Genomic DNA, 12,690 nt, shown 5'->3' with positions numbered 1-12,690 from the left:
ATGTCCTTTTATATAGTAAAATTGAAATTTATTTTTTGGATCAGCTTATTACTTGTAGTCCCTTCATGGGCTCAAAGTCAGCACGCGGCCGATAGCTTACTGCAAGCAGCTACCCTTGATAAAGTAGTTCTCTATGCACTAGATCATCAGCCTGCTGTTCAGCAGGCCATAGTTGATGAAGAAATTGCAAACAAAGTAATTAAGGGTAAACTCGCTGACTGGTATCCTCAAATTAATTTTTCATACAACTATCAGCGATTCTTCGACTTGCAATCATCTGTGATCGACGGCAGGGTGATTCGATTTGGTGTTAACAATTCATCGTCCACTCAGTTCAATGCGACGCAAAACATTTTTAATCGCGATGCTTTGCTGGCAAGCAGTACAGCGTCCAAAGTAAGAATACTTGCAAATCAGAATACCAGCCGCAGTAAAATCGACATTGTAGTGGATGTAACAAAAGCATTTTATGATGTTTTGGCAACAGCTCAACAGGTTAAGGTGAGTGACCAATCCATTACAAGGCTTGAAAAAAGTCTTCAGTCTGCCTACAGCCGCTATACCTCAGGCGTCGCGGATAAAACGGATTACAAACGCGCTACCATTCTTTTGGGAAACGCTAAGGCTGAACGAAAAGCAAATAGTGAGGCATTGATTTATAAAAAACAATTGCTGAAGTCCCTCATGGGTTATCCACTTCAACACGACCTTCCCATTGAATACGATACGGTGCAGATGGAGCAGGAAGCGATGATGGATACGCTTCAACAAATTAACTACACAGAACATATTGAGTATAAAATTTTATTCACGCAGCGTGAACTACAGCAGGCCAATGTTAAATATAGCTATTGGGGATTTTTGCCGTCGCTTAATGCTTTCGGTGCCTACATCCTCAATTTTCAAAACGACAACTTTGGTGAACTCTACAATCAGAAGTATCCTTACTCATATGTAGGCGCTACGTTGACCTTCCCGATTTTTCAAGGCGGAAAGCGAACAGCACGAATCCAGGAAGAGAAATGGCGTCGTACGCGACTGGATTGGAGCCTCATTGACTTGCGAAATAACCTGAATGCGGAGTATGCGCGTGCCCTCGCTTCTTACAAGAGTAACCTCGCTGCATACCAAACGCAAAAAGAAAATGTCGCGCTGGCAGAAGAGGTATATGACGTCATTCAACTCCAGTATCAAAACGGTATACGTGCGTACCTGGATGTAACCATTGCCGAAGCAGATCTTCGAACTACGCGCATAAATTATTTCAATGCATTATATCAGGTACTGGCAAGCAAAATGGATGTGCAACGTGCGCTTGGTCAAATTAACTATTAAGAAAAAAAATACTTTACTCAATATGTCGTCCCATCATCTAGTATACTATAGCTTTATTGCATTACTGTTTTTTGCTACTTCTTGTGGCAATGGAAACCAGCCGCCCGCTGCGCAAGGTCCACCGGCCATACCTGTTGTCGTTCATCAGGTTGAAACTTCCGATGCGATCTATTATGATGAATATCCCGCCACAGTAAGAGCTTTAAACGAGGTGGAACTCCGGGCACAGGTAAACGGATACATCACGGCTATCCATTTTAAGGAGGGTGATAAAGTAAAGAAAGGGCAGAAGTTGTATTCCATCGATCAGCAACAGTCTGAAGCAACTTACCAACAGGCTCTTGCAAATTTGTCTGTTCAAGAAACCAACTTACTCAGGGCTCAAAAAGATGTAGAACGCTATCGGGAGTTAGAGAAGAAGGATGCGATCGCCAAACAGCAAGTAGATTATGCCGAGGCTGAATTTATATCCGCACAAAAAATGGTTGACGCAGCGAAGGCGACAGTTCGTAGCGTTCAAACGAACGTGAGATACAGTACCATTGTTGCTCCTTTTGATGGCACCATCGGTATATCCATGGTGCGACTGGGCGCCGCTGTTACCCCAGGCCAGACGTTATTAAATACCATTTCCTCCGATGACCCGATGGCCGTGGATATTGCTGTCGACCAACGAGAAATCTACAAGTTCACGCAATTATATTCTAAAAAGGCTGTGAAAAACGATTCTACTTTTCGGCTGGCGTTTGGAAATCAGGTTTATCCTGAGTTTGGAACCATCAGTGTGGTTGACCGTGCTGTTGATCCACAAACCGGAACGATCCGGATGCGCGTAAGCTTTCCCAATCCTAATCATGTACTGCGGGCCGGTATGAGTGCTACGTTACGGGTATTGTCAACATCAGCGGAAAAATCCGTGCTCATTCCATTCAAGGCCGTGACGGAACAGCTAGGAGAGTTTTTTGTCTATGTGGTAGACAGCTCCAAAGTCTCTCAACGCAAGGTTATACTTGGCAAACAGATCAATTCACACATCATTGTAAAAGATGGCTTGACGGTGGGGGAGACTATTGTAAAGGAAGGCGTACAGAATTTAAGAGAGGGAGCCGCCGTTGCTGTATCCGTACCTAAAGAAAATAATTAACATAAGCTATTAAAGAAACGCATGATTGCAGATGTTTTTATAAAAAGACCAGTTACCGCTATTGTCATATCCATCGTGATTGTTTTAGTGGGACTGATTGCCATGAGCACCTTACCGATATCGCAATATCCGGATATTACACCGCCGACTGTTGCCATCACTGGTAATTTTATTGGTGCGGATGCCCAGACCGTTGAGCAAACCACAACGACGGCCATTGAAACGCAAGTGAACGGCACACCAGGCATGTCCTACATTTCGAGTAACAGTACCGCCAGTGGCGCCAGTAGTATTACAGTAACGTTTGACATCGGAACGGATATCAACATCGCGACGCTCGATGTTCAAAATCGTGTAAGCGTAGCTGAACCGACGTTACCAGAGATTGTGAGACGTCTTGGATTAACAGTGCGCAAACGTAATCCAAGTATTTTCATGGTACTGGGTTTATATTCACCAAATGGCACCCATGATGCAACCTTTCTTGGAAACTTTGCCAACATCTATCTGAAAGATCAGCTACTTCGGGTGAAAGGCGTTGGAGATATTTTTTCAGTCGGTGATGATTTCGGAATGCGTGTTTGGCTAAATCCTGAGAAGCTCGCCAGTTTGGGAATTTCTCCGGCTGAAGTCAACGCGGCCTTAGCAGAACAAAATATACAAGTTGCCGCTGGATCGATAGGCGGGAATCCTCAACCGAAAGCGCAGGTGTTTGAGTACAATGTGCTTACCAATAGCAGGCTCAACAAGGTTGAAGATTTTGAAAATATTGTTGTACGCACGAATCCGCAGTTGGGCAACATGGTGTACCTAAAAGATATAGCACGTATTGAATTGGCGAAATTCAATTATGGCAACAATCCTTTTGTAATGGGTAAACGGAGTGCATTCATGCTGCTCTATCTGGCTCCGGGAGCGAATGCCTTAGAGACAAATGCCGGCGTCATGAACACATTGGAAGAGCTGAGAAAAAGTTTTCCAAAGGATGTGGATTTTCTAATTCCATTAGAGACTACATCGGTCGTAGAAGTCTCGATTAAGGAAGTGATCTTAACGCTTGTGGAAGCACTGATACTCGTAACCATTGTCGTATTCTTGTTCCTTCAAAACTGGCGAGCCACGTTAATTCCTGTTTTGGCAATACCCGTGTCGTTGATTGGTACGTTCATTTTTTTCATTCCGTTCGGGTTTACAATTAACACACTAACCTTATTTGCATTCGTTCTTTCCATTGGTATAGTGGTAGACGATGCCATCGTGGTTGTTGAAGCGATTCAGCACAACATGGACTATGGAAAACTTTCAGCGAAAGATGCCACGATCAAAGCGATGAAAGAAATATCCGCTCCCGTTATTGCCATCGCGCTAATTCTGGCTGCCGTTTTTGTTCCGGTGGGTTTTGTTCCTGGTATCGTAGGCAAATTGTACCAGCAATTCGCCATTACAATTGCTGTGTCGGTAATTATATCGGCTTTCGTTGCATTATCACTGACACCAGCCTTAAGCATGCTCTTGTTAAAACCTGCTAACGAAAATGGAAAAAAGAATTTTCTAGATCGCTTCCATGAACGATTTAACAGCTGGTTTGACAAAGTAACGAACTCCTATACGCGCGGTGTTAATACCTGGATTCGCAAAACACCTTACGTGTTGGTGATGATGGTATGTTTGTTTGTCGGCCTTTTCTTTTTGTTTAAACAGAAACCAACAGGCTTTATTCCGACAGAAGATGAAAAACGTTTGTTCCTCACCTATGAAATGCCGGAGGGAACATCTACTACACGCAGCATTGAGATGCAGTTAGAATTACAAAAACGGGTGCAGGCGATACCAGCCGTGAGCGTCGTAGGAGGACTAGCGGGATTGAACATTCTGACATTTTCCAATAAGTCAAATGCCGGAACATTGTTCATTACTTTAAAACATTGGGACGATCGCGATTTAGAAAAAGAGAGCGTTGCAATGATTACGGCAGAAATTCAAAAGCGAACAGCGGATATTAAAGAAGCGCGTATTCTTGTTATTGCTCCTCCGGCTATTCCAGGACTTGGTGCTTCGTCGGGCTTCACCTTTGAACTGCAGCAAACAACAAGTACGGATGATATCCGGCAGTTTGAAGGAGTATTGCGAAAATTTATAGCGGCAGTTAACCAACGCCCTGAAATCGCTGTTGCCTATTCGTTCTTTTCAACAAGGACGCCTAGTTACCAGGTTGACATCGACCGGGAGAAAGCAAAAAAGCTGGGGGTTAACATTGCGGAAGCATACAGCACGCTCTCAACGCTACTTGGTAGCAGCTACGTAAATGATTTTAATATTTACGGCAGAAACTTCAGGGTTGTAGCACAAGCCGACACCATGTACAGAAAGGACATTAGTGATATTGGAAAATATCATGTGCGTAACAGCTCGGGTGGAATGGTACCATTGGGTGCATTAATCACAAGTAAAGTGGTTGAAACCCCGGCGCTCGTTTCACATTTTAATCTGTACCGGTCGGCGGAAGTTATTGGATCTGCAAAACCTGGATTCAGCAGTGGACAGGCACTTGAGGCACTACGGGAAGTAGCAGCAGAGGTACTGCCAGCGGGCTATAGTTATGAGTTTGGCGGGATGAGCCGCGAAGAAGAAAAAGCAGGAAATACAACGGGCCTGATATTCATGATTTCCATTGTATTTGTTTTTCTGTTCCTCGCAGCACTTTACGAAAGCTGGTCTGTTCCATTTTCAGTTTTATTTGCGGTGCCCATTGGTGCATTTGGGTCCATCCTTACCCTAACACTGATTCCCAGTTTAAATAATAATATTTACGCTCAAATCGGTCTGATAACGCTGATCGGTTTAGCTGCAAAAAATGCGATTTTGATTGTAGAGTTCGCTAAGGAACGTGTAGACCGCGGGATGGAAATCATTCCTGCCACCTTGGAATCAGTTCAATTGCGCTTGCGCCCGATCATCATGACATCGCTTGCTTTTATCCTTGGTGTAATGCCGCTGGCGTTTTCAGAAGGTGCAGGAGCAGAAGCTCGCAAGACCATCGGCTGGACTGTCGCCGGTGGAATGATTGCAGCAAGTTCGCTGGCCATTTTTGTAGTGCCTGTACTTTTTGTTTTGATAACTAAATTCTCGATGAAATTGTCTGGTCAACCACAGCTTAAGGAATAATAGCATAAAGCCATGGGGCGATTATCGGTCAAATGTGTCTCGCCATGGCTCTTCTGTACATTTAAGCACAATATCAAAGCATCCACCGAAGACCCTAAATGCAACTTTTTTCACATGCTGGCTAACGAATCCAATCGCACTTTAATCATTCTTATTCTGGGGGCATTGTCAACAGTGACTCCTTTTTCAATTGATATGTATCTGCCGGCATTTTCAGAAATCGCAGAAGATTTCGGAACTACACCCGCACGCATTTCACTTTCTGTAACAAGCTATTTCATCGGTATGGCTATTGGACAGATGATGTATGGACCGTTATTGGATCGCTTTGGAAGAAAAAAGCCACTATATGTCGGACTTACGATTTTTATCATTACCTGCATTGGTTGCACACAAGCCCAAAGTATTGAGGCCTTAGTGGCGCTTCGTTTTCTCCAGGCACTAGGCGGTTGTGTTGCCTGGGTTGCAGCTCTGACTATGGCGCGAGATTTCTTTCCTGTTCGTGAAAGTGCCAAAATTTTCTCATTGCTAATTTTAGTAATCGGCCTCTCACCTTTACTTGCACCGACGATAGGAGGGTTCATTGCAACGGCGTGGGGATGGCAAGCTGTGTTTATTGTATTGGCAATAATTGTCTTTCTTATCTTAATAGTGAGTGCTTTTTTTCTACCACCTGCTCAAAGCGCAGATGAAAACGTATCGTTGAAAGCTAAACCCATGCTCCTTACGTTTCTATCCATTTTAAGAAATCCCCAGTTTTATACTTACAGTTTTTCTGGCGCTTTTGCCTTTGCATCGTTGTTTATCTACGTTGCAGGCTCGCCAGTAATCTTTATGGAAATTTTTCAGGTCACACCACAGGTGTATGGAGGCATATTTGCGCTGTTATCGATTGGATTTATCGGAGGCAGTCAATTGAATATTTATATAAACAAAAAGTATTCGAGTGAACGAATATTTAGTGCTGCTTTGTACACACTTGTTTTAACGAGCTTGCTGTTTTTGATTGGAGCGTTAAACAATTGGTATGGATTGGAAGCCACTATCGTTATGTTTTTTATTGCGTTAACCTGCCTGGGCCTAACAAATCCGAATGCTACAGCGCTCGCATTAGCACCGTTTTCAAAAAATGTAGGCAGTGCTTCGGCTTTATTAGGGTTTATTCAGATTGGCGTAGCTGGATTGTCGTCGGCAGGTGTCGGTTTATTTAATTCCACAAGCAGCCTTCCCGTTGCAGCCATTATGGCGTTCACTTCACTGGTTTCATTCTTTATCCTGATTATTGGACGCAAGCGGATTCTGATGGAGGTTCCCGTTCAACAGGCGTCAGCTGAAACGATAATACATTAGTCGGATTATTGTTTTTTTTTCTCGCAAGTAAAACCGCTATAAAGGTTATTGCCAAAGGCGTTTGGCAACCAAAAGAGCAAGCTTAACCTGGCGCGAGCGTTTTTTTTGCTCATTGTTTTAGAATGCCGAGATATTCAACCCACGGACCTACAGCTGTTTTGTATTGCTTAGCCATTACACGACTAATCTGAGCAATGTGATTAAGGTCATGTACAACCCATGTCGAAAGCAACTGGGACAGGGTAACTTCCCCGAAAGCCGGATGGATTCCTGTCAATGCAAATTTTGGTTCAGTGACTTTTTTTGACCGAAGTTGATCAATGTTTTTCTTTCGCAAGTCCTTAAATTCTTCTAAAAGCTGAGGTAACGATTGTCCCTTACTTTCTTCAAACTGTGCGAACCTGTCGAATGGCTGAAAGTCTTTATCTGCGTTTTCCGAGAGAATAATTTCTGCCCTTGGCATCCAGTCAGTTTTCTCTCCGTGAATGAGATGGCCGATGATATCGTAAACGCTCCAGGTCCCGTCGCCTTCGTTTTTTGTAGTCCAATCATCCGAAAGATTTGAAAGCATCAGATACAGAACCTCCGGAGTCCTCTCTAAAATTTGAATAGATTTTTCTAAGCTGAAGTTCACTGTGATTTTTTTTTTGATGGTAATCTTTATGACCTGGCGTTTGATCAGTGTTCAACGTATTTACGTCAGACAAGGTTATTACATAAACAGTATCACCTTAACTTGGCCAGCGCCCTGACGGGAAATGTTCCTACACCTTTAAACTTCGGAGGAACGGCGCTAAACGTAAAACCATCCGCGGGTAGCAATGAAAGGTTGCAAAGGTGTTCCACAATTAAAATGTCTGCTCCTAAGAGTGTTGTATGTACGGGTCTGGATTTGCCGTTCGTATCGTCTATATTGTGACTGTCGATACCTACCAATTTCACATGACAATCGCGTAAATATTCAGCTGCGTCTTGCGTTAGAGAAGGATGATTTTCATAATATTTTTCTGTATTCCAAAATGCATCCCATCCGGTGTGAATTAGCACAGCGCGATTTCTCACTTCATAACCCTTTACATGTTCTTTGGTAACTTTTAACGTATCCGTATAGGGAACGCTAATAACCGTAGCTTCAAGATCGGTGAAATTTTCCAAAGCAATTTCTGAAAGGTCTTTACCATGTTCGAAGCGATGAAATGGAGAATCAATGTATGTACCTGTGTTGGTGACCATTTCTATTTTTCCTATTTGAAATTCGGTCCCGGGCGCATAGAATTTTTTCGAATCTTCACGGCTTAGGTAATCGCAAACAATCGGCGCTGGTAATCCTTTGTAGGTAATCAAACCATGTTCAATGGTATGACTCAAATCAATTAACATCTGATTTCCAGAGGTAGCATTGATTGATTTCCGTTTATGCTTTTCCCCAAAAACCTGCTTGTTTAAAATTCGGGTTTCACCTACCATTAATAAACGGAGATCCTTTACAAGGTAGTCAGCCAGTTCCTTATCCGAAATGTCATTTCCAGAAATATCAAGACGAAAATCTTCTCCTTTTATGCTACCACCATTCGTAAAATAGATTTCAAAATTAAATTTTACTCTTTTGTCCATGACGTAATGGGGCGCTTTGAAGCAAATATAGATAATGATCGTGCCAGAGAATGATAAAAATTTAATCTATTTTTTTTCTAACTGCTTCTTCACCTGATACTTTACTACTTTGGTAATTAGCGTTAAGGGTATCGGCTGATCCAATGGAATTTTTAAGGTGCTTTTGTTCCCATCATAAGCCGACAATTCTTTTTTGAATCTCTCATCACCTCGAGGTACGGGATAAATCCCAATGTGATTTTTATAAGCTGCGAAATGGATCAGGTTCCCGTTAAGCGTGAAGGTAGGCATCGCATATTTAATAGTCTCTTCAGCTTTGGGCGCCGCTTTTTTAATCGTAGCACGTATTTCCTTTAACTTATTCTGAACATCTTTAGGAAACGTGGAGATGTATTGATCGATGTTTTCAGCAACTGTATCTTTCATAGTTTGCAATATTACTAGAGGTGGAATACGAAAGTCAATCTAGTCATTTGGGTTTAAAGCTGACGGGGGTGAAGGCGGCATTTTGAAGGGGATTTACGATGTATTTTTCGTGCGAAACTTGGTCCACAGGTTACTTCGGTTTAATGGGAATCCATATTTCTTCCTCGGAGGATGGGTCTTCGTTTTTATATTTTTCACCTAATAATTCGAAATGTGGCCTGTTGTCTAACACATAATCAGATTGCGGCAACCAATTGGCATGAATGTATTGGAATGTCTTTGGCCCGCTGCTGGCCGCCCCTCGATGTAAAAAGATTGCGTAGAGTCCCGACTTGAGTATAAAAGTTTCCATTCCCTCAGGTACGAAATTAAAATCCGATACTTCAACGGCCGCCCATTTCTCAAACAGGTTGTCAGGATTAAAATGCTCGAAATAAGTCGTATCAGGAAATTGCTGCAAAGAATATAACTGAATACCAATCACATTTAGAATTTCTTTGCGCTGCGTCATAAAGCTTCGCCAAAGTTCTCCGGTTTTATTGTTGGCTAATGACATAGTCATCCGTTTTCCGATCAGTTTTTTTACGGGAAGTATTTCGATTCTTGGTACCATTTGAATGTTAGTTTCGGCTAAAAGAAGAAAGTTCTGCTAAAATTAGAATTCATCAAAAGATATCCGATTGTTCCTGAAATTTTGTTTGGCATATCCCGCGAGCATTGTCGAGGTCAGCCGGACGGGTATTACGGGATTCTATTGAATTCTTCGAAGTTTATTCCCTCCAATTATTTCGGGGAAAATTGGTAGCTTTAATAGACATTCTATTCAAAAATGAAATGAGTATTCAGGAATTTGCAACGCTCGCCCTATCCTTTCCAGGCACGGAAGAAAATCCTCATTTTGACCGGAGGGCGTTTAAGGTTGTCGGCAAAAGAATCTTTGCAACGTTACACGAAGCGAGTCAAACGGCAAACCTGAAGTTAACGCCGGTTGATCAATCTGTCTTTTGCTTATATGATAAAAGTTCTATTTACCCTACCCCCAATAAATGGGGGGTTCAAGGTTGGACCACCTTTGAGGTTAAGAAAATTCCCAAAGAATTTATGTTGGACGCCTTAAGCACTGCGTACAACGGCGCAGCATTAAAGAATAAAAAGAAGTGATTTCACCACCCTATGTCTTAGCGCAATCGATCGCGGCATATAATTATCAAAAATTTGTTGATTGAAAATATTTAATAAGTCCCCATTAAAGGTTTTTTCATTTTATGAATTAACTTCGGGCATATTTGCTCTACCCATGCGTTACCATCTCAGTTGGTTGACCGAAAAGTTTGATAATGGAGAATCCCTGGACTATATTTTCTTTTGGGGACACACGAACAAAGGCCTAAAACCCGTTGGCGAGTTTATGTTGAGCCAATGGTACTATTCGCCTTTTTCCGTAAATGAAATTGTTTATAAAACTGCGGGGCATTGGATGATGGCCCGAAAGGCTTATTTATTTGGCGATCGCGATGCTTTTAAGAAAATTATCCAAGCGGATAGGCCGGAGGATGTAAGAGCACTTTGCCAAAAGATTAAGGGCTTTGATGAATTGAAGTGGAGCGAGTGGAAATATGAGATCGTCAAGGAAGGCAATTTTCACAAGTTTCATCAAAACAAAAAGCTACGCGCATATTTGTTGAACACGCGGGAATCAATATTAGTGGAAGCGAACCCGGTCGATGAGATTTGGGGCATCGGTCTGGCGAATGACTCCAAGTTTGCAAAAAATCCTTATACTTGGAACGGACTAAATCTCCTGGGCTTTGCCTTAATGGAAGTCAGGGATTATTTGAAACAGTTTGATGATTTTGGCGTACAGCTAAAAGCAGAAAAGGTTCAACATACAGTGTAGAATTTCGAGTGACTTTTTCCTAAGAAAAAGAACGACTACACTAATTCGAACGTTGTATAGTCAAATCACATTTATATTATTTTGAATGTCAAGAGGCAGGATAAACAGTGCCTCGGTAAACATTTATTATTATGACCTGTTCCATTGAAGACGAGGTTATAAAAAGTTTGATTTATAAGTATAATTTTTAACGCAGTAAAGACTACTATGGCAGTGATCAAAAAGTTGAAGCTTCTTCCAAAGGAAAAATATGTTTTACTTCCCATTAAGAAATCTCCGAAGGGAAATGCTTATGCGTTAACAAATTATGGCCGCGTAATAAGTTATACCACCAAACCGGAGGAGGGACATTTTTTAAAACATGGGTCTATATCCAACTATCCAGGTATCGCCGTACGCTCTAAGGACAAGAACTATACTTTTCTTATCCATCGCCTCGTAGCAAAACATTTTGTGAAGCAACCAAGTTCAAAACATAAATTCGTTATTCATCTCAACTACATCAAGGATGACAACTTTTATAAGAATCTGAAATGGGTAACGCACGAAGAAAAATTTAAACACGCTACACTTAACCCGAACCGGAAGCGCATTGGAAATCAAAAGCTCAAAGAAAGCCAGGTGCGCATGATAAAAAAGAGATTGAAGGCCGGCAAATCAACGCTGAAAACAATTGCAAGCCAATTCGGCATTACCGATATGCAGGTACATCGAATCAAAACAGGTGAGAACTGGTCTCACGTGGAAATTTAGCAAGGCCGGAGCTGCGAACCAAGGTTGCAACTCCTAGTTCGCAGCTTCGTACTTTATGCTTTAAAGTGCTTTAATCTTAACGTTTCTGAAATATACGGGGGCTCCATGGTCTTGTAAAGCGATCGATCCCTTTTTGAATTTATTCCATCCCGGATATTCCACCCATTTACTCTTCTTGTAACGTTCCATAAAATCGGCATCACCATCTTCGAACTCGACAACTTTCTCACCGTTCAGCCAATGTTCAACATGACCTTTATTGTAGACGATTCTCGCTGAATTCCATTCGCCGACAGGGTTTATTTTCTTATCCACCGGTGCCGCATGCATATCATAATTGCTTCCAGCCAACTGTTCAGGCTTCAATGGATCCTTCCATCCTTTATCATCCATGATCTGATATTCAGGTCCTGTATCAAATTCATGTTTGTACTCCGGCTTTTCTACAACATGATAATGAATCCCACTGTTGCCACCGGGTGATACCTTCCATTCGAGTGTCAAATCGAAATTATCATATTGTTTTATAGTGATCAGAGATCCACCGTTATTGGCGGTCCCTTCCGTGAGTCCTGTGCCGTCGCATTTTATCGTTCCGTTCTCAACTGTCCAGAGCGGGCCTATAGAGTCCTGGTTGTATCGCTTCCATCCATTCAGCGTGTTTCCATCGAAAAGAAGTTCCCAGCCTTCAGATTTTTCTTGCTCAGTCAGTGCGTTTAAACCTGTTGTTTCCTCAGTCGAAGCTGCTGTACTATCTGCCGACGGTACGTCTTGCGTTGATTTCTTTTCACATGCGAGCGGTAACAGCGCAGCGAGCCCTATCACCACCGTAAAACGTAAATTATTTTTCCGATGCATAAGTTGGTTGTTAGTGTCAAAAGATAATCATTAAAATATATTCCACTTCAGAAAATATTACTTTTTGAAGTGGTGAATGTCTTGTCGATAATGTGTTGTGTGCTGACTGATATAAAGGCCCCCATGCTTCCAAGCCGTAGGAGGCTTT

At 42.2% G+C, this 12,690-nt stretch carries 12 protein-coding genes; 7 read left to right on the top strand and 5 right to left on the bottom strand.

All coding sequences use genetic code 11. From position 1 onward, the window contains the following. The 4 genes from P2W71_RS16255 to P2W71_RS16240 all read left to right on the top strand — a co-directional run bounded on the left by P2W71_RS16255 (position 1) and on the right by P2W71_RS16240 (position 6,994). Entirely contained in the window at positions 1–1,335 is a 1,335-nt protein-coding gene (locus P2W71_RS16255) for a TolC family protein (RefSeq protein ID WP_276372336.1), read from the top strand. Between the two features lie 22 nt (positions 1,336–1,357). Continuing rightward, positions 1,358–2,479, top strand: coding sequence for an efflux RND transporter periplasmic adaptor subunit (locus tag P2W71_RS16250; RefSeq protein ID WP_276372335.1), 1,122 nt, complete (start codon positions 1,358–1,360; stop codon positions 2,477–2,479). A 21-nt stretch (positions 2,480–2,500) separates the two neighbouring features. Continuing rightward, positions 2,501–5,644: an efflux RND transporter permease subunit gene (locus P2W71_RS16245; RefSeq protein ID WP_276372334.1), complete on the top strand. Its 3,144-nt coding sequence runs from the start codon at positions 2,501–2,503 to the stop codon at positions 5,642–5,644. A gap of 114 nt (positions 5,645–5,758) precedes the next feature. Further along, entirely contained in the window at positions 5,759–6,994 is a 1,236-nt protein-coding gene (locus P2W71_RS16240) for a multidrug effflux MFS transporter (protein WP_276372333.1), read from the top strand. A gap of 109 nt (positions 6,995–7,103) precedes the next feature. On the opposite strand, the gene P2W71_RS16235 is transcribed toward P2W71_RS16240, so the two are convergent. From P2W71_RS16235 to P2W71_RS16220, 4 genes are all read right to left on the bottom strand, one after another. After that, positions 7,104–7,628 (bottom strand): DinB family protein, encoded by a 525-nt coding sequence (locus P2W71_RS16235; RefSeq protein WP_276372332.1) that lies wholly within the window; start codon positions 7,626–7,628, stop codon positions 7,104–7,106. Between the two features lie 92 nt (positions 7,629–7,720). Then, a complete protein-coding gene (locus P2W71_RS16230) occupies positions 7,721–8,608 on the bottom strand; it encodes a cyclase family protein (protein ID WP_276372331.1) in 888 nt (295 codons plus the stop codon). Positions 8,609–8,674: 66 nt separating this feature from the next. After that, positions 8,675–9,034, bottom strand: a complete 360-nt coding sequence (locus tag P2W71_RS16225) for a DUF1801 domain-containing protein (RefSeq protein ID WP_276372330.1) — start codon at positions 9,032–9,034, stop codon at positions 8,675–8,677. Between the two features lie 130 nt (positions 9,035–9,164). Further along, positions 9,165–9,647, bottom strand: a complete 483-nt coding sequence (locus tag P2W71_RS16220; protein ID WP_276372329.1) for a GyrI-like domain-containing protein — start codon at positions 9,645–9,647, stop codon at positions 9,165–9,167. A 221-nt stretch (positions 9,648–9,868) separates the two neighbouring features. Between P2W71_RS16220 and P2W71_RS16215 the strand changes: the two genes are divergently transcribed. From P2W71_RS16215 to P2W71_RS16205, 3 genes are all read left to right on the top strand, one after another. After that, entirely contained in the window at positions 9,869–10,195 is a 327-nt protein-coding gene (locus P2W71_RS16215) for an MmcQ/YjbR family DNA-binding protein (RefSeq protein ID WP_276372328.1), read from the top strand. Positions 10,196–10,256: 61 nt separating this feature from the next. Then, positions 10,257–10,931 (top strand): NADAR family protein, encoded by a 675-nt coding sequence (locus P2W71_RS16210; RefSeq protein ID WP_276372327.1) that lies wholly within the window; start codon positions 10,257–10,259, stop codon positions 10,929–10,931. Positions 10,932–11,138: 207 nt separating this feature from the next. Then, positions 11,139–11,684, top strand: a complete 546-nt coding sequence (locus P2W71_RS16205) for a hypothetical protein (RefSeq protein ID WP_276372326.1) — start codon at positions 11,139–11,141, stop codon at positions 11,682–11,684. A gap of 60 nt (positions 11,685–11,744) precedes the next feature. Here P2W71_RS16205 and P2W71_RS16200 read toward each other — a convergent pair whose 3' ends face one another. Then, positions 11,745–12,542 (bottom strand): DUF1080 domain-containing protein, encoded by a 798-nt coding sequence (locus P2W71_RS16200; RefSeq protein ID WP_276372325.1) that lies wholly within the window; start codon positions 12,540–12,542, stop codon positions 11,745–11,747. Positions 12,543–12,690: the final 148 nt, after the last annotated feature.

The organism is Chryseolinea sp. H1M3-3 (assembly GCF_029360725.1).
Classification (GTDB): Bacteria; Bacteroidota; Bacteroidia; order Cytophagales; family Cyclobacteriaceae; genus Chryseolinea.
Note: the sequence above shows the minus strand (reverse complement) of the source record. Positions and strands in the feature narration are given on the sequence as shown.

Excerpts from the sequence above, each read along its gene's own strand:
- P2W71_RS16205 (WP_276372326.1), top strand. The coding sequence starts at position 11,139 with ATGGCAGTGATCAAAAAGTTGAAGCTTCTTCCAAAGGAAAAATATGTT.
- P2W71_RS16200 (WP_276372325.1), bottom strand. The coding sequence starts at position 12,542 with ATGCATCGGAAAAATAATTTACGTTTTACGGTGGTGATAGGGCTCGCT.
- P2W71_RS16250 (WP_276372335.1), top strand. The coding sequence starts at position 1,358 with ATGTCGTCCCATCATCTAGTATACTATAGCTTTATTGCATTACTGTTT.
- P2W71_RS16230 (WP_276372331.1), bottom strand. The coding sequence starts at position 8,608 with ATGGACAAAAGAGTAAAATTTAATTTTGAAATCTATTTTACGAATGGT.
- P2W71_RS16215 (WP_276372328.1), top strand. The coding sequence starts at position 9,869 with ATGAGTATTCAGGAATTTGCAACGCTCGCCCTATCCTTTCCAGGCACG.
- P2W71_RS16255 (WP_276372336.1), top strand. The coding sequence starts at position 1 with ATGTCCTTTTATATAGTAAAATTGAAATTTATTTTTTGGATCAGCTTA.
- P2W71_RS16240 (WP_276372333.1), top strand. The coding sequence starts at position 5,759 with ATGCTGGCTAACGAATCCAATCGCACTTTAATCATTCTTATTCTGGGG.
- P2W71_RS16225 (WP_276372330.1), bottom strand. The coding sequence starts at position 9,034 with ATGAAAGATACAGTTGCTGAAAACATCGATCAATACATCTCCACGTTT.
- P2W71_RS16220 (WP_276372329.1), bottom strand. The coding sequence starts at position 9,647 with ATGGTACCAAGAATCGAAATACTTCCCGTAAAAAAACTGATCGGAAAA.
- P2W71_RS16245 (WP_276372334.1), top strand. The coding sequence starts at position 2,501 with ATGATTGCAGATGTTTTTATAAAAAGACCAGTTACCGCTATTGTCATA.